The sequence below is a fragment of the Streptomyces sp. CA-249302 genome, from assembly GCF_050936785.1.
Lineage (GTDB): Bacteria > Actinomycetota > Actinomycetes > Streptomycetales > Streptomycetaceae > Streptomyces.
Genome location: NZ_JBNJMG010000001.1, coordinates 2,473,862 through 2,488,576 on the forward strand (window position 1 = coordinate 2,473,862; position 14,715 = coordinate 2,488,576).

General features: G+C 71.5%; 17 protein-coding genes and 1 pseudogene. 7 read left to right on the forward strand and 11 right to left on the reverse strand.

The window, feature by feature from the left end; all coding sequences use genetic code 11:
• Positions 1 to 14 precede the first annotated feature (14 nt).
• Both ACQEWB_RS11130 and ACQEWB_RS11135 read right to left on the reverse strand, forming a co-directional pair.
• The gene (locus ACQEWB_RS11130; protein WP_432829621.1) at positions 15 to 2,168 is read right to left on the reverse strand and encodes a carbon starvation CstA family protein; all 2,154 of its coding nucleotides are present in this window, start codon (positions 2,166 to 2,168) and stop codon (positions 15 to 17) included.
• A 74-nt stretch (positions 2,169 to 2,242) separates the two neighbouring features.
• Positions 2,243 to 2,458, reverse strand: a complete 216-nt coding sequence (locus ACQEWB_RS11135; protein WP_432829623.1) for a DUF3311 domain-containing protein — start codon at positions 2,456 to 2,458, stop codon at positions 2,243 to 2,245.
• A 164-nt stretch (positions 2,459 to 2,622) separates the two neighbouring features.
• Between ACQEWB_RS11135 and ACQEWB_RS11140 the strand changes: the two genes are divergently transcribed.
• From ACQEWB_RS11140 to ACQEWB_RS11160, 5 genes are read left to right on the forward strand one after another with little or no spacing between them, the layout of a single operon-like run.
• The gene (locus ACQEWB_RS11140; protein WP_432829625.1) at positions 2,623 to 4,164 is read left to right on the forward strand and encodes a sodium:solute symporter family protein; all 1,542 of its coding nucleotides are present in this window, start codon (positions 2,623 to 2,625) and stop codon (positions 4,162 to 4,164) included.
• Entirely contained in the window at positions 4,161 to 4,736 is a 576-nt protein-coding gene (locus ACQEWB_RS11145) for an RNA polymerase sigma factor (protein ID WP_432829627.1), read from the forward strand. The genes ACQEWB_RS11140 and ACQEWB_RS11145 overlap by 4 nt, the downstream gene beginning before the upstream one ends.
• Positions 4,733 to 5,041, forward strand: a complete 309-nt coding sequence (locus tag ACQEWB_RS11150) for a hypothetical protein (RefSeq protein ID WP_432829629.1) — start codon at positions 4,733 to 4,735, stop codon at positions 5,039 to 5,041. The genes ACQEWB_RS11145 and ACQEWB_RS11150 overlap by 4 nt, the downstream gene beginning before the upstream one ends.
• Before the next feature lie 34 nt (positions 5,042 to 5,075).
• Positions 5,076 to 6,863, forward strand: a complete 1,788-nt coding sequence (locus tag ACQEWB_RS11155; RefSeq protein ID WP_432829631.1) for a glycoside hydrolase family 15 protein — start codon at positions 5,076 to 5,078, stop codon at positions 6,861 to 6,863.
• 5 nt (positions 6,864 to 6,868) lie between these two features.
• Entirely contained in the window at positions 6,869 to 7,624 is a 756-nt protein-coding gene (locus tag ACQEWB_RS11160; RefSeq protein ID WP_432829633.1) for an SDR family oxidoreductase, read from the forward strand.
• Positions 7,625 to 7,627: 3 nt separating this feature from the next.
• On the opposite strand, the gene amaP is transcribed toward ACQEWB_RS11160, so the two are convergent.
• The 5 genes from amaP to ACQEWB_RS11185 are packed head-to-tail and all read right to left on the reverse strand — an operon-like array spanning position 7,628 to position 9,995.
• Entirely contained in the window at positions 7,628 to 8,206 is a 579-nt protein-coding gene (gene amaP / locus ACQEWB_RS11165; protein WP_432829635.1) for an alkaline shock response membrane anchor protein AmaP, read from the reverse strand.
• Between the two features lie 5 nt (positions 8,207 to 8,211).
• Positions 8,212 to 8,889, reverse strand: coding sequence for a DUF6286 domain-containing protein (locus ACQEWB_RS11170; protein ID WP_432829637.1), 678 nt, complete (start codon positions 8,887 to 8,889; stop codon positions 8,212 to 8,214).
• Complete coding sequence (locus ACQEWB_RS11175; protein WP_432829639.1) at positions 8,886 to 9,269, reverse strand: Asp23/Gls24 family envelope stress response protein; 384 nt, start codon at positions 9,267 to 9,269, stop codon at positions 8,886 to 8,888. Before ACQEWB_RS11175 ends, ACQEWB_RS11170 begins: the two co-directional genes overlap by 4 nt.
• Positions 9,270 to 9,274: 5 nt before the next feature.
• The gene (locus ACQEWB_RS11180; protein ID WP_432829641.1) at positions 9,275 to 9,460 is read right to left on the reverse strand and encodes a hypothetical protein; all 186 of its coding nucleotides are present in this window, start codon (positions 9,458 to 9,460) and stop codon (positions 9,275 to 9,277) included.
• 37 nt (positions 9,461 to 9,497) lie between these two features.
• On the reverse strand, positions 9,498 to 9,995 hold the full coding sequence (locus tag ACQEWB_RS11185) for an Asp23/Gls24 family envelope stress response protein (RefSeq protein ID WP_432829643.1): 498 nt from the start codon (positions 9,993 to 9,995) through the stop codon (positions 9,498 to 9,500).
• 88 nt (positions 9,996 to 10,083) lie between these two features.
• Between ACQEWB_RS11185 and ACQEWB_RS11190 the strand changes: the two genes are divergently transcribed.
• The gene (locus ACQEWB_RS11190; protein WP_432829645.1) at positions 10,084 to 10,794 is read left to right on the forward strand and encodes a nucleopolyhedrovirus P10 family protein; all 711 of its coding nucleotides are present in this window, start codon (positions 10,084 to 10,086) and stop codon (positions 10,792 to 10,794) included.
• A gap of 4 nt (positions 10,795 to 10,798) precedes the next feature.
• Here the strand turns inward: ACQEWB_RS11190 and ACQEWB_RS11195 are convergent, their stop codons facing one another.
• The 4 genes from ACQEWB_RS11195 to ACQEWB_RS11210 all read right to left on the reverse strand — a co-directional run bounded on the left by ACQEWB_RS11195 (position 10,799) and on the right by ACQEWB_RS11210 (position 14,254).
• Positions 10,799 to 11,602, reverse strand: coding sequence for an enoyl-CoA hydratase/isomerase family protein (locus tag ACQEWB_RS11195; RefSeq protein WP_432829647.1), 804 nt, complete (start codon positions 11,600 to 11,602; stop codon positions 10,799 to 10,801).
• Positions 11,603 to 11,724: 122 nt separating this feature from the next.
• The gene (locus ACQEWB_RS11200) at positions 11,725 to 11,943 is read right to left on the reverse strand and encodes a helix-turn-helix domain-containing protein (RefSeq protein WP_019758351.1); all 219 of its coding nucleotides are present in this window, start codon (positions 11,941 to 11,943) and stop codon (positions 11,725 to 11,727) included.
• A 323-nt stretch (positions 11,944 to 12,266) separates the two neighbouring features.
• A complete protein-coding gene (locus ACQEWB_RS11205; protein WP_432829650.1) occupies positions 12,267 to 13,865 on the reverse strand; it encodes an ABC-F family ATP-binding cassette domain-containing protein in 1,599 nt (532 codons plus the stop codon).
• 92 nt (positions 13,866 to 13,957) lie between these two features.
• Positions 13,958 to 14,254: a hypothetical protein gene (locus ACQEWB_RS11210; RefSeq protein WP_432829652.1), complete on the reverse strand. Its 297-nt coding sequence runs from the start codon at positions 14,252 to 14,254 to the stop codon at positions 13,958 to 13,960.
• A gap of 82 nt (positions 14,255 to 14,336) precedes the next feature.
• Here ACQEWB_RS11210 and ACQEWB_RS11215 point away from each other — a divergent pair.
• A pseudogene (locus ACQEWB_RS11215) lies at positions 14,337 to 14,715 on the forward strand (neutral zinc metallopeptidase); the annotation flags it as partial.

Sequence of the window (14,715 nt, forward strand, 5' to 3'; positions counted from 1 at the left end):
CCACTGCCGGGCGTTCACGAGCGGGTCCCCACCAGCGGTTCGCCGGCCTGCGCGGGCACGTCGATACGGGACTCGACGTACGGCGCCTCGGTCGTGGGCAGCGCGCCCGGCGACCGCACGGCCCGCACGCACACCACCGCCGCGTTCACGATCACGACCGCCACCAGCAGCAGGAACAGCGCGATCAGCACACCGTCGACGGTGGAGTTGGTGACCACGGTGTGCATGTCGTCGAGGGTCTTGGCGGGCGGGAGCACCTGCTTCGCGTCGAGCGCGTCGGCGTACTTGGCACGCTGGGCGAAGAAGCCGACCTTGGGGTCGTCGGAGAAGACCTTCTGCCAGCCCGCGGTGAAGGTGACCGCGGTGACCCAGGCGAGCGGGATCCCGGTGACCCAGGCCCAGCGCAGCCGGCCGGACTTGATCAGGACCGTCGTGCAGACCGTGAGGGCGACGGCGGCCAGCAGCTGATTGGCGATGCCGAAGAGCGGGAAGAGCTGGTTGATCCCGCCGAGCGGGTCGGTGGCGCCGGTGTAGAGGAAGTAGCCCCAGGCCGCCACGACCAGGCCGCTGCACAGCCAGATGCCCGGCTTCCAGTTGACCCGGCCCATCGGCTTCCACACGTTGCCGAGCATGTCCTGGAGCATGAAGCGCCCGACCCGGGTGCCCGCGTCGACGGTGGTCAGGATGAACAGGGCCTCGAACATGATCGCGAAGTGGTACCAGAAGGCCTTCATCGCGGTGCCGCCGAAGACTCCGGAGAAGATCTCCGACATGCCGACCGCGAGGGTCGGGGCGCCGCCGGAGCGGGCGATCAGGGTCTGCTCCTCCACCGCGCTCGCCGCGTGGGTCAGCTGGTCGGGCGTGATGGTGAAGCCGAGGCCGGCCACGGCGTGGGACGCGGACTCGGCCGTCGTACCGAGAAGTCCGGCGGGGGCGTTCATCGCGTAGTACAGGCCCGGCTCCAGGGCCGCCGCGGCGATCAGCGCCATGATCGCGACGAACGACTCCATCAGCATGGCGCCGTAGCCGATCATCCGGACCTGGGACTCCTTCTGGATCAGCTTCGGAGTCGTACCGGAGGAGACCAGGGCGTGGAAGCCGGACAGGGCGCCGCAGGCGATGGTGATGAACAGGAAGGGGAAGAGGGAGCCGGCGAAGACCGGGCCCGTGCCCGACGTGGCGAACTTGCTGACCGCGTCCGCGTGCAGGACCGGAGCGGCCACGACCACGCCGACCGCGAGCAGCGCGATGGTGCCGATCTTCATGAAGGTGGAGAGGTAGTCGCGCGGAGCCAGCAGCATCCACACGGGCAGGACCGAGGCGACGAAGCCGTAGCCGATGAGGCAGAACACGAGGGTCGTCGGGCTGAGGGTGAAGGCGGAGGCCAGGGAGGAGTCCTGGATCCAGCTGCCGCCGATGATCGCCAGCAGGAGCAGTGCGACACCGATGAGGCTGGTCTCCACGACCCGGCCGGGGCGGATGCGGTGCATCCAGAAGCCCATGAAGAGCGCGATCGGGATGGTCATCGCAACGGAGAAGGTGCCCCACGGGGAGTGCGCGAGGGCGTTGACGACGACCAACGCCAGCACCCCGAGCAGGATGATCATGATGGCGAAGACCGCGACCAGTGCGGCCGCCCCGCCCGCCCGGCCGATCTCGTCCCGCGCCATCTGACCGAGCGACTTGCCGTCCCGCCGCATGGAGAGGAAGAGCACCACCATGTCCTGCACGGCGCCCGCGAAGATCACTCCGGCGACGATCCAGAGAGTGCCCGGCAGGTAGCCCATCTGGGCCGCGAGGACCGGGCCGACCAGCGGTCCGGCCCCGGCGATCGCGGCGAAGTGGTGGCCGAGGAGCACCCGGCGGTCGGTGGGGTGGAAGTCGACGCCGTCCTCCAGACGCTCGGCGGGAGTGGCCCGGCGGTCGTCCGGCCTCAGCACCCGGCGGACGATGAAGCGGGAGTAGAAGCGGTAGGCGATGGCGTACGAGCCGAGGGCGGCGACCACCAGCCAGACCGCGGAGATCTTCTCGCCGCGGGCGAGGGCGAGGACGCCCCAGGCGACGGCGCCGAGCAGGGCGACGGTGGTCCAGAGCAGGATCGACCGCGGTGACATACGAGACTTTTCAGGCACCTGAGGATCGATTTCGGGCAGGGCTGTAGCGGGCATGGCGGCTCCTCAACAGAAAACTCACCGGAAAACTCACCGGAAACGGTGTGACAACAAGCAGGTCGGCAGGACGGTCAGCGGCGATGTCGGTCCGTCAGCGCGTACGCGGCGAGGAGGCAGAGGCCGCACCCCGGCACCCAGGCGAGCTGGTACCAGTAGAAGAACGGCGTCCCTGCGATCCGCGGCTCCGCGCCGGCGTACCAGGGGACCCACAGCAGGCCTGCGGCGGGCGCGAGGAGCAGTACGGCGATCGCGACGCGCCGTAGCCGGTGATGACCGGTCCGTGCCATGACCTGCGCTCCTCTCCCGCTCACTGTCGGTCTGTGCAAGAGTTGCCCACCCCCCGAGACCGGTTGACAGCGAATTTCCGGGAAATTTCCCGCCGGTTCCGTGTCATCCGTTCCGGCCCTCCGCGCAACTCTCCCGCGAGGGCCCACACCAAGGACGGTGACCCATGGCCGACGGCGCCATGACCGCGACGTTCCTCGCCGTGATCGGCGGAGCGTCGCTGCTCGCCGTGACCGCGCGGCGGCTGCGGCCGAGCGACCGCCTCCCGTCCCTGGAGGGCTGGGCGCTGGCCGACCGCAGCCTGGGCCCGGTGTGGACCTGGTTCCTGCTCGGCGGCACGATCTTCACGGCGTACACCTTCACCGCCGTGCCGGGGCTGGCCTACGGCAACGGCGCGCCCGCCTTCTTCGCGGTGCCGTACACGGTGATCGTCTGCCCGATCGCCTTCGTGCTGCTGAGCCGCCTGTGGGAGGTGGCCCGCCGGCACGGTTACGTCACCGCCGGCGACTTCGTGCGCGGGCGGTACGGGTCGCCGTCGCTCGCCCTGGTGGTCGCGCTGACCGGGATCCTCGCGACCATGCCGTATCTGGCACTCCAACTGCTCGGCATACGGGCGGTGTTGACGGCCGGTGGCGTCTATCCTCGGGGCGCGGTCGGGGACCTGGTGATGGTGGCGCTGTTCGCGGGGCTCGCGGTGGCCACCTACCGGCACGGGCTGCGGGCGCCGACGGTCATCTCGGCGCTCAAGGCGGTCGCCGTCTTCGTCTCGCTGACCGCGGTCACCTGGCTGGTGCTGGAACGGTTCGGCGGCCCGCGGCCCGTCTTCGACGGCGCCGCAGAACGGCTCGGCAGCCCGGCGCTCCTGCTCTCCCCCGCCCAGCAGCCCGCCTACGCCACCCTCGCCCTCGGCTCCGCGCTCGCCCTGCTGATGTACCCGCATGTGCTGACCGCCGGGTTCGCCGCCGACGGCCCGCGAACCCTGCGCAAGGTGTCCGTGGCGCTGCCGGCCTGGACCGGGCTGCTCGCGCTCTTCGGCTTCCTCGGCATCGCGGCGCTCGCGGCGGGGGTGCGGGCGCCGAAGGGCGGCGCCGAGGCCGCCGTACCGATGCTGGTCGACCGGCTGATGCCGGGGCCGCTGGCCGGGCTGGTGTTCGGCGCGATCACCGTGGGGGCGCTGGTCCCGGCGGCGGTGATGTCGATCGCGGCCGCCACCAGCTTCGTACGCAATGTGTACGTCGAATACGTGCACCCGACCGCGACTCCCAAGCGGCAGGTGCGGATCGCCAAGGCCGTCTCGCTCACCGCGAAGGTGGGGGCGGTGGCCTTCGTGTTCGGGCTGCGCGACCAGGACGCGGTCAACCTCCAACTGCTCGGCGGGGTCTGGATCCTCCAGATCTTCCCGGCGGTGGCCATCGGCCTGTTCACCGGACGGCTGCATCCGCGCGCGCTGCTCACCGGGTGGGGCGCGGGCATGGCGGCCGGGACCTACCTGGTCGTGCGCGAGGGCTTCTCGTCCATCGTGCCGCTGGGTTCCGGAGCGCCGGCGATCTACGTCGGCCTCGCCGCCCTGCTGCTCAACCTGACCGTCACGGTGGCCGGCACCGCCGTCCTCGAACGTCTCGGCGTCCCGCGCGGTGCCGACCTGACCGACCTGCCGTCCCGCCTGCGCATCGGGCGGCGTCCGGAGACCGGAGCGAACCGACCGTGAGACGCAGACCATCCGTCCCCGTACCGCAGCCACGCGTCGAGCCGCTGGCGCCGGCGCTGCCCGACCCGGCCGAACTGGAGCGCGAGGCGACCCTCGCCCGGCTCTTCGAGCTGCACTACTCCTCGATGCTGCGCCTGGCGGTGCTGCTCGGCGCGGACGACCCGGAGAACGTGGTGGCCGAGGCGTTCTACCAGATCTACCGCAAGTGGCGGCGCCTGAGGGACGTCGAGGCGGCGGAGGCGTATCTGCGCTCCACGGTGTGCAATCTGACGCGGATGCGGATACGTCATCTGCAGGTCGCCCGCAAGCACGTGGAGAACCCGCCGGTGGTGCCGGACGAGGCGGTCGCCTCCGCCGAGAGCACGGCGCTGCTCCGCGACGACCAGCGGGTGCTCATCGACGCGCTGCAGCAACTCCCGTCCCGGCAGCGGGAGGCGCTCGTGCTGCGCCACTGGCTCGGGCTGAAGGAGAGCGAGATCGCCGCCGCGATGGGCATCTCCTGCGGTTCGGTGAAGACCCACACGGCACGCGGCATCGCCGCCCTGACCCAGGCGATGGAGGCCCGGCGATGACGCACCGCGACGCGACTCCCTCGCACGGCACCGAACCCGACCGCACCGAACGGGAACTGAGCGAGGCACTCGCCGCGCTCGCCGACGGAGTGCGGGCCGCCCCCGACGCCTACCGCACGGCACGCGGCGAGTGGCTGCGCCGCGAGCGCAGGCGCCGGCTCGTGCTGGCCGTCCTGATCGCGGTGGTCTTCGCCCTGGCCACGCTGATCGGTCTGTGGGTGCTCAACCAGGCGCCGGCGCACCCGGGCATCATCTTCTCGACGACCGCGGTGAGCCACGCGTCACTCCCCCGGCCCCACCCCTGATTGCTCCGTCGTCCCGCCGGGAACCCGCAACTCCGTGCACCCCCGTATCGAGGACTACGCGCTCATCGGCGACGAACAGACGGCGGCCCTGGTCGGCAGGGACGGCTCCGTCGACTGGCTCTGTCTGCCCCGGTTCGACTCGGCGGCCTGCTTCGCGCGGCTGCTCGGCGACGAGGAGAACGGCCACTGGCGCATCGCGCCCAAAGGCGCCGAGGGCCCCTGCACCCGCCGCGCCTACCGCCCCGACACCCTGGTCCTGGACACCGAGTGGGAGACCGACGAGGGCGCGATCCGCGTCACCGACCTGATGCCGCAGCGCGACCGCGCCCCCGACCTCGTACGCATCGTCGAGGGCCTCAAGGGCAGGGTCACCGTCCGCAGCATCCTGCGCCTGCGCTTCGACTACGGCTCGGTCGTGCCGTGGATGCGCAGGTCCGGCGGCCACCGGGTGGCCGTCGCCGGACCGGACTCGGTGTGGCTGCGCAGTGAGCCCGCCGTGCACACTTGGGGCGAAGACCAGGGCACGCACTCGGAGTTCACGGTCAAGAAGGGCGAGAAGGTGGCGTTCGTGCTCACCTGGCATCCCTCGCACGAGCCGCGCCCACCGCTCGTCGACGCGCACAAGGCGCTGCGTTCCAGCGTCAAGGACTGGCACAAGTGGGTGAAGCGCTGCCGCTACGACGGCCCGCACCGCGACGCCGTCGTCCGTTCCCTGATCACCCTCAAGGCCCTCACCTACCGGCCGACCGGCGGCATCGTCGCCGCCCCCACCACCTCGCTCCCCGAGGAACCGGGCGGCGTCCGCAACTGGGACTACCGCTACTGCTGGCTGCGCGACTCCACCCTCACTCTGAACGTGGGCCTGTCGGCGGGCTACCGGGAGGAGGCCGAGGCCTGGCGCGACTGGCTGCTGCGCGCGGTCGCGGGCGACCCCGCCGACCTGCAGATCATGTACGGGCTGGCCGGCGAGCGACGGCTGCCCGAGTTCGAGGTGCCGTGGTTGTCCGGCTTCGCGGACTCGACGCCCGTACGCATCGGCAACGGAGCCGTGGACCAGTTGCAGCTGGACGTGTACGGCGAGGTGATGGACTCGCTGTACCTGGCCCGGAGTTCGGGCCTGTCCACGAAGCCGCACATGTGGGCGATCCAGGTCTCGCTGGTCGAGTGGCTGCGGTCCCAGTGGCGGCAGCCGGACGAGGGGCTGTGGGAAGTGCGCGGCGGGCGGCGGCAGTTCGTGCACTCGAAGGTGATGGTGTGGGTGGCCGCCGACCGGGCCGTGCGCACCCTCGAACAGAACCCCGAGCTGCCCGGCGACCTCGACGGCTGGCGGGAGCTGCGGGACGAGGTGCACCGCGAGGTGTGCGAGAAGGGCTTCGACGCCGAACGGAACACGTTCACCCAGTCCTACGGCTCGGCCGAACTCGACGCCGCGCTGCTCCTCATCCCCCGCGTCGGCTTCCTGCCGCCGGACGATCCCCGAGTCGTCGGCACGGTCGACGCGATCCGCGCGGAGCTGGACCACGACGGCTTCCTGCGCCGCTACAGCACCGAGGGCGCCACGGTCGACGGCCTGCCGGGTGACGAGGGCACCTTCCTGGTCTGCTCGTTCTGGCTCGCGGACGCCCTGCACATGACGGGCCGGCGCAAGGAGGCCAGGGAACTGTTCGAACGGCTGCTGGGGCTCACCAACGACGTGGGGCTGCTCGCCGAGGAGTACGACCCCGTGCACGAGCGCCAGCTCGGCAACTTCCCGCAGGCCTTCAGCCACATCGGGCTGGTGAACACCGCCCTCGCCCTGTTCGGGGACGAGGAGGCAGGATAGGGGCCATGGATCTTGGACTGAAGGACCGGGTGTACGTCGTCACCGGGGCCACCCGCGGCCTCGGCAACGCCGCGGCGCGTGAGCTGGTCGCCGACGGGGCGAAGGTGGTCGTCACCGGGCGCGACGAGAAGCGGGTCGCGGACGCGGCGGCGGAGTTGGGGCCGAACGCGGTGGGGGTGGCCGTGGACAACGCGGAGGCGGACGCGCCGGGGCGGCTGATCGCGGCCGCGCGTGAGCGGTTCGGCGGCTTCGACGGGATTCTCGTGAGCGTGGGCGGGCCGGCACCGGGGTTCGTCGCCGACAACACGGACGAGCAGTGGCAGGCGGCGTTCGACTCGGTGTTCCTGGGGGCGGTACGGCTGGCTCGGGCCGCCGCCTCCGAACTGGACGCCGGGGGTGTCATCGGGTTCGTGCTGTCCGCGTCGGTGCACGAGCCGATTCCCGGGCTGACGATCTCGAACGGGCTGCGGCCCGGACTCGCCGGCTTCGCCAAGTCCCTGGCGGACGAACTGGGGCCGCGGGGAATCCGGGTGGTGGGTCTGCTTCCCTCGCGCATCGACACGGATCGCGTGCGCGAGCTGGACGGACTGTCCGCCGACCCGGAGGCGACCCGGGCCGCGCACGAGTCCCGGATTCCCTTGCGCCGTTACGGAACGCCGGAGGAGTTCGGACGCGCGGCGGCATTCCTCATGTCACCCGCCGCTTCCTACCTGACCGGGATCATGCTTCCCGTCGACGGCGGAACGCGACACGGATTCTGAGTCTCAACTGACCCTCTCCGCGCGGTGCTTCACGGCCTTCATGCGGACCTCTGCCGGTAGCGCCGCCAAGCCCGCCGAGTTGCGGGCGTGCGTGAGGGCCTCGTCCGTCAGGTGTTGCAGAGCCGTCCCCGGGTCCACGTGCGGCTCCAGCAGCAGTTGTACGCGGGTCTCGGGGGCCGCGCGGCGGCCCGTCAGGTGGACCTGGGCGTGGGCCACGCCGTCCAAGTCGCCTGCCTCGCTCGCCAGTACGCCCTCCAGGGCCCGGCCGCGCAGCAGTGCGCCCTCGCCGTCGCCGGTGTCGACCAGGACCTCGGCCAGGCGGCGTCGGCGCAGGTTCGCGGTGAGCCACCACAGGGTCAGCAGGACGACGATCGCGAGTGCGGCGATCACCGTCGGCCACCACCAGCCGTGGTCCTGCCAGCGGGTGCGCTCGGCGTCGGTGAGCAGGACGTCGTGGCGGCCGTCGTGGATCCACCAGGACGGCGGCTTCGCGCCCAGGCCGACGGCGAGGACGGAGCCGCCCAGCAGGAGGAGTACGAGGCCCACGAGACCGATCAGCACACGGTTGACGATCCTCAGCATCGCCGTCACCCCTTCCGTCCGGGACGGCGTACATGGACCGTCAGCGCGGGCGGTCGCGCGAGCCCCAGCCCCTTGATCGCGTCGGCGAGTGTGGTGTCCAGGTCGGCGCGCACCTCGTCCAGTTCGCGGAAGTGCGAGGCGGCGTACACGTCGGCGTGGGCGCGGCGCACCCGGACCCGTACCGACTGGACGCCGGCGACCTCCATGGCGCGGTCGCGCAGCACCAGTGCGGCGGCCTCGCGGTACAGCCCGGCGCGTACGTCGGTCTGCGTCCGGCGCATCGGCAGGACCGCGCGCAGTCCGGGCGTCGCGGCGAGCACGATCAGCCAGACGCCGAGGGCGACCGCGACGCCCGCGCCGACGAGCACCCAGGTGTCGTCCAGGGGCCGTTCGGCGAGTTGGTGGGCGAGCCCGCGGCGCCAGCTCATCGCGGGCCGGTTCGCCCGTACGGCCGCGATGTCGTAGAGGAAGGTGCCCGCGACGGCGAGCAGCAGCACCGCCACGACGCCCGCGGGGATGCGGCGCGCGGACCAGAAGCGGCCCTGGTCGCCGTCCTGGCCGGCCGGCGGGGGCCCGTGGGTCGGTTCGTATGCCGGTCCGTATGCCGGTTCCTGCGCGGGTGCCTGCTGTTCGATGACCGGCAGCCGCTGTGTGGTGCCCTCGGTGCCCTGGGACTCGCTCATCGCGCCCTCCCCTGTGCCACGCCGTGCGCCGGGATCAGATGCAGCCGCTCCACGTGGACGGCGACCTCCGGCACCTCCATGCCCACCAACGCGCGTACCCGCAAAGCGACATGTCGACGCACATCCGCGCAGCGGGCGCCGATGTCGCAGGGGTAGTCGAGTTCGAGGTGGAGCCGGACGTGCACGGCGTCGTGGTGCACCACCACGGTGGCCTGCGGGCGGGCGGTGTCCGCGGACTGGTCGGCGAGCCGCTCGCGGGCCGCCTGGCCGGCGATCTTCGCGACCACCCGGTCGGCGATCCTGGTGGCGCCGCGCTCGCCGGGCGCGACGGCGGCCGGGGGTCTGCGCAGTTCACCGACCCCCTCGCTCACCGAGGTCACCGAGGTCACCGCCTGCGGTCGTCACGCGTACGGAAGAAGTCGCCGAAGTCCAGGTCCCCCTCCAGGAACCGGCCGGCGACGAAACCGATGGCGCCCAGGGCGGCCACCAGCAGGAAGGCCCCGAAGCCGCCGAAGTATCCGGCGAAGCCCAGTGCCATGCCGGCGATCATGCCGACCACGGCCATGCTCATCGTGCGCTCCCCTCACGGTTGTCCGCTCGTCGGCCGGTCACTGGATCCGGGGCTCCGGCTCCTCGTCCTCTTCCTCCGGCAGCTTCACATCGCTGACGGCGATGTTGACCTCGACGACCTCGAGGCCGGTCATGCGCTCCACGGCCGCGATGACGTTCTCGCGCACGGCCCGGGCCACGTCGGCGATCGAGACGCCGTAGTCCACGACGATCTCCAGGTCGAGGGCCGTCTGCACCTCGCCGACCTCGGCCTTCACGCCGCGGGTCACGGACTTCGAGCTGCCGGGGACGCGGTCGCGCACGGCCCCGAAGGTGCGGCTGAGCCCGCTGCCCAGGGCGTGCACGCCGACCACGTCCCGGGCGGCCAGCCCGGCGATCTTCTCCACGACCCCGTCGGCGATGGTGGTACGGCCCCGGGTGCCGGGGTCGCCTCCGCCGCGCCGGGTCACCTGTGACTTGCGGGTGGCGGGCGGGTCGGGAGCCTCCTTCTCGCCTCCGGAGGCCCTCGTGCGGTTCTGTTCCGTCGTGTCGCTCATCGCCGTACGTCCCTTCCGGTTCGTCGTCCTCGAACCACCGTATGCGGGGTTGCGGTCCCGCGCGCCGGGGATGCGGCAGGCTGGAGGAATGACGGCGGAGCAATGGACTCGTGCGGCGGTGCGGCATCGGCTGGGGCTCGGCAGACTGCTGCCCCTGGGCGGCGCGCACGACGGCGCGTGGATCACGGAGGAGGCGGCCGAGGCGGTGCTCCGGCGCGCCTGCGAGGAACTGCGCGGGCTGCGTCTCGACGCGCTCCGCATCGCCCTGGCCGACCCGGAGGACGCGCACGATCCCGTCGTACCCCCGCCGCCGAGCGCGCTGCCGCCGGGACCGCTGCGGGTGACGGCGGAGTTCGCGGCCACGGCGGCGGAGCCGCTGCCGGAGACGGCGGCTCTGCTGCGTACGACGCTGGCCGCCGCGGCGGACGGGCTCGGCCTCACGGTGACGGAGGTCGACCTGCTCGCGACGGCTCTGCTGGACGAGGAACCGGAACCGGCTCCGGTACGACCGCCCGACCCGCCCCGCGCCACGGAGCCGGCCGACGAGGACGGGCACCGGGCGGCGTCCGCGGCGCTGATGGTCCCGGGCGTCGCCCACCTGACCCACGGCCTCGGCCGCGCGGTGCAGATCGAGGAGCACCGGGCGGAGGGCAGCCTCGCGCACCGCCACGCGCGCGTGGAGCTGGCGGTGGAGGCGGACCACCGGGCCGTGGAGGTGGCCCGGCGGGTCCGTACGGCGGTCGCCGAGGCGCTACCGCGTCATCCGACGGTGGCGGTGTTGGTGACGGCCGTCGGCTGAACCGTCACTCCCCGAGACCGGCCAGGTCCCGCAGCCGACGAGCCTGCGCGGTCCGCTCCGCGGCGCGCTGCTCGTCGTACGAACGACCGGCCGCACCGCGAATGAGCGCCTTGGTCTCGATCACCGCGTCCCGGGGCGCCGCCAGGATGGCAGTCGTCAGGTCCTTTACGGCGCCGTCGAGCTGGTCGGCCGGGACCGCGACGTTGGCGAGGCCGGTGCTCACGGCCTCCTCGGCCTTGACGGAGCGGCCGGTGAGGCAGATCTCCAGCGCGCGGGCGTAGCCGATCAGCCCGACGAGCGGGTGCGTGCCCGTCAGGTCCGGCACCAGGCCGAGGCTGGTCTCGCGCATGGCGAACTGCACGTCGTCGGCGACGACGCGCAGGTCACAGGAGAGCGCCAGCTGAAAACCGGCGCCGATGGCATACCCCTGGACGGCGGCGATGGACACGAGGTCACTCCGTCGCCACCAGGTGAAGCCGTCCTGGAACCCGGCGATGCTCGCGTCGAGTTCACCGTCGCTGCTGCGAGCGAGGTCGATGAACGTCGGCTCGCCCTCGATTCCCTCGGGCGTGAACATCTGCCGGTCGAGCCCGGCCGAGAAGGACTGTCCCTCGGCACGCAGCACGACGACGCGGACGGACCCCGGCAGGACCCGCCCGGCCTCGGCGAGCGCACGCCACATGGCGGGGCTCTGCGCGTTGCGCTTGGCCGGATTGGTCAGCGTCACCGTGGCGATCGCGTCGTCGACGGTGAGCCGTACGCCGTCCTTGTCGAGCAGCGGACCGAGGTCGTTCGCGGGCGTGGCCATGGGTGCCTCCGATGAGTGCGGTCAGCAGAGCAAGCTACTTGCTAAGTGACTGCACAGTAACCACCCGGCCGATTGGACAACCGACCGGGTGGCCACCAGCGAAGACGATGGCCGCCCGCGAATCAGCCTGCGGCCTTCTTGCCCCGCGTCGCCCCGCCACGCCCACGCAGCGTGACGCCGGACTCGCTGAGCATCCGGTGTACGAAGCCATACGAGCGGCCGGTTTCCTCGGCCAGCGCCCGAATGCTCGCACCGGAGTCGTACTTCTTCTTCAGGTCTGCCGCGAGCTTGTCGCGCGCGGCGCCGGTTACCCGGCTGCCCTTCTTCAGAGTCTCGGCCACCCGTGCCTCCTCATGGGAAGTGCGCTCTGGTCTCCTCATGATCACCCCTCCAGGGCTTCATGGCCACCCATTCGGCAAGGTCCGTGAGACAGGGTTTTGACGACAGGAGCCGGTCCCCACAAGCGGAATCTGTAATTCCACCATGTGTCGTTCGTACCGCCGAACGGGTTCTTTCGCGAAGTACCAGGTCAGCGACGTACGACGGCCGAGCCCTTGTCGATAAAGGGCTCGGCCGCGAAATGGATGTAGGACACACCTCGGTACGAGGAGATCTCACACAGATGATGGATCACCGATAAGCCGAATGATCCATACGCCGTTGATCAAGCCAGGGCGACGAGATCCGCGTAGTCGGCGCCCCACAGGTCCTCGACGCCGTCCGGGAGCAGGATGATCCGCTCCGGCTGGAGCGCCTCGACGGCGCCCTCGTCGTGGGTGACCAGGACGACCGCGCCCTTGTAGGTGCGCAGCGCGCCGAGGATCTCCTCGCGGCTGGCGGGGTCGAGGTTGTTGGTGGGCTCGTCGAGGAGCAGGACGTTCGCCGAGGAGACGACCAGGGTGGCGAGGGCCAGGCGGGTCTTCTCGCCGCCGGAGAGGACGCCGGCCGGCTTGTCGACGTCGTCGCCGGAGAACAGGAACGAGCCCAGCACCTTGCGGACCTCGACCAGGTCCATGTCGGGGGCGGCCGAGCGCATGTTCTCCAGGACGGAGCGGTCGGCGTCGAGGGTCTCGTGCTCCTGGGCGTAGTAGCCGAGCTTGAGGCCGTGGCCGGGGACGACGGCGCCGGTGTCCGGGGTCTCGACGCCCGCGAGGAGCCTCAACAGGGTTGTCTTTCCGGCACCGTTGAGACCGAGGATGACGACCCTCGACCCCTTGTCGATGGCCAGGTCGACGTCGGTGAAGATCTCCAGCGAGCCGTAGGACTTCGACAGGCTCTCCGCGGTGAGCGGGGTCCGGCCGCAGGGCGCGGGCTCCGGGAAGCGCAGCTTGGCGACCTTGTCGGAGACGCGCACCGCCTCGAGCCCGGCGAGCAGCCGGTCGGCACGCTTGGCCATGTTCTGCGCGGCGACCGTCTTGGTGGCCTTGGCGCGCATCTTGTCGGCCTGCGAGTGCAGGGCGGCGGCCTTCTTCTCGGCGTTCTGCCGCTCGCGCCTGCGGCGCTTCTCGTCGGCCTCGCGCTGCTGCTGGTAGAGCTTCCAGCCCATGTTGTAGATGTCGATCTGGGCGCGGTTGGCGTCCAGGTAGAACACCTTGTTGACGACCGTCTCGACGAGGTCGGCGTCGTGGGAGATCACGATGAAGCCGCCGCGGTACGTCTTCAGGTAGTCCCGCAGCCAGATGATCGAGTCGGCGTCGAGGTGGTTCGTGGGCTCGTCGAGGAGCAGCGTGTCCGCGTCGGAGAACAGGATCCGGGCCAGCTCGATACGGCGGCGCTGACCGCCGGAGAGGGTGTGCAGCGGCTGGCCGAGCACCCGGTCGGGCAGGCTCAGCGCGGCGGCGATGGTGGCGGCCTCGGCCTCGGCGGCGTAACCGCCCTTGGTGAGGAACTCGGTCTCCTGGCGCTCGTACTGCTTGAGGGCCTTCTCGCGGGTGGCACCCTGGCCGTTGGCGATCCGCTGCTCGTTGTCGCGCATCTTGCGGATGAGTACGTCGAGGCCGCGGGCGGAGAGGATGCGGTCGCGGGCGAGGACGTCGAGGTCGCCGGTGCGGGGGTCCTGGGGCAGGTAGCCGACCTCGCCGGAGCGGGTGATGGTGCCCGCGGCGGGGATGCCCTCGCCGGCCAGGCACTTGGTGAGCGTGGTCTTGCCCGCGCCGTTACGGCCGACCAGGCCGATGCGGTCGCCCTTGGCGACACGGAAGTTGGCGGACTCGATGAGGACTCGGGCGCCGGCGCGCAGCTCGATACCGGAGGCGGAGATCACGGACAGACTCCAAGGCGGACATGAGGTTGACGGATGGGCGGCTGAGGCGTTCCCGCCGTCTAATGCGCGAGGAGAATGGCCATGGGCCAAGTCTAACGGGGGTGTGCAAGCACTTTTTCTGCGCTCGGGTGTTCGGGCGGCCGCCCCGGGACTCCGTTGCCGAGGGGTCTGCGGTCCGGGGTGATCCGGCCCAGGTGGTCCACGGCGACGACCTGCGCGGTCCAGGCGGCGTCCGTCCAGCACGGCTGGGCGACGAGCAGCGCCCCGGAGTGACGAACGGCACGCGCCGGCACGAAGACACAGGTGTGGTCCGCCCCCGCGTGGGCAGTGAAGCGGTCTCCGTACGGTGCCGGGCGGGCCTGGTGGGGGACGGCGAGGGCCGGGGGCACCAGGACCTGTCCGGCGGATCAGGCCGGCTGTGAGAAACGGCGCTGACCGGCCAAGTCGAGCGGGGGCTGGTGCGTGCAACTGCAAGTCTGTCTGGACCTCGGCTTCTTCGACGAGCTGCGGACGAAGTTCGTCGCGAGCGGCGGGGCGTTCGCGCAGGCGTATGTCGTGCGTATGTCGTGGTGCACGAGTACGGGCACCATGTGCAGGACCTGGTGGGCACGCTGAGCCGCTCGCAGGACGGGACGAGTCGACCGGCCGCCCCCTGATCACCAGCCTCACGGACGCCGACATCCGTGACGGCCTGGACGCGGCGGCGGCCGTGGGCGACGACCGCATCCAGGAACGGTTCCAGGGCCGGGTGACGCCGGAGACCTGGACGCACGGGTCGGCGAAGCAGCGCCGGAAGTGGTTCTACACCGGGTACCGGTCCGGGGACATGGCCCGGTGCAACACCTTCTGA

Coding starts and splice junctions, on each gene's coding strand:
- ACQEWB_RS11130 (WP_432829621.1), bottom strand. CDS start 2,168: ATGCCCGCTACAGCCCTGCCCGAAATCGATCCTCAGGTGCCTGAAAAG.
- amaP (WP_432829635.1), bottom strand. CDS start 8,206: ATGCTGAGGATCGTCAACCGTGTGCTGATCGGTCTCGTGGGCCTCGTA.
- ACQEWB_RS11150 (WP_432829629.1), top strand. CDS start 4,733: ATGACGCACCGCGACGCGACTCCCTCGCACGGCACCGAACCCGACCGC.
- ACQEWB_RS11195 (WP_432829647.1), bottom strand. CDS start 11,602: ATGGCCACGCCCGCGAACGACCTCGGTCCGCTGCTCGACAAGGACGGC.
- ACQEWB_RS11190 (WP_432829645.1), top strand. CDS start 10,084: ATGACGGCGGAGCAATGGACTCGTGCGGCGGTGCGGCATCGGCTGGGG.
- ACQEWB_RS11135 (WP_432829623.1), bottom strand. CDS start 2,458: ATGGCACGGACCGGTCATCACCGGCTACGGCGCGTCGCGATCGCCGTA.
- ACQEWB_RS11180 (WP_432829641.1), bottom strand. CDS start 9,460: ATGAGCATGGCCGTGGTCGGCATGATCGCCGGCATGGCACTGGGCTTC.
- ACQEWB_RS11170 (WP_432829637.1), bottom strand. CDS start 8,889: ATGAGCGAGTCCCAGGGCACCGAGGGCACCACACAGCGGCTGCCGGTC.
- ACQEWB_RS11185 (WP_432829643.1), bottom strand. CDS start 9,995: ATGAGCGACACGACGGAACAGAACCGCACGAGGGCCTCCGGAGGCGAG.
- ACQEWB_RS11160 (WP_432829633.1), top strand. CDS start 6,869: ATGGATCTTGGACTGAAGGACCGGGTGTACGTCGTCACCGGGGCCACC.
- ACQEWB_RS11140 (WP_432829625.1), top strand. CDS start 2,623: ATGGCCGACGGCGCCATGACCGCGACGTTCCTCGCCGTGATCGGCGGA.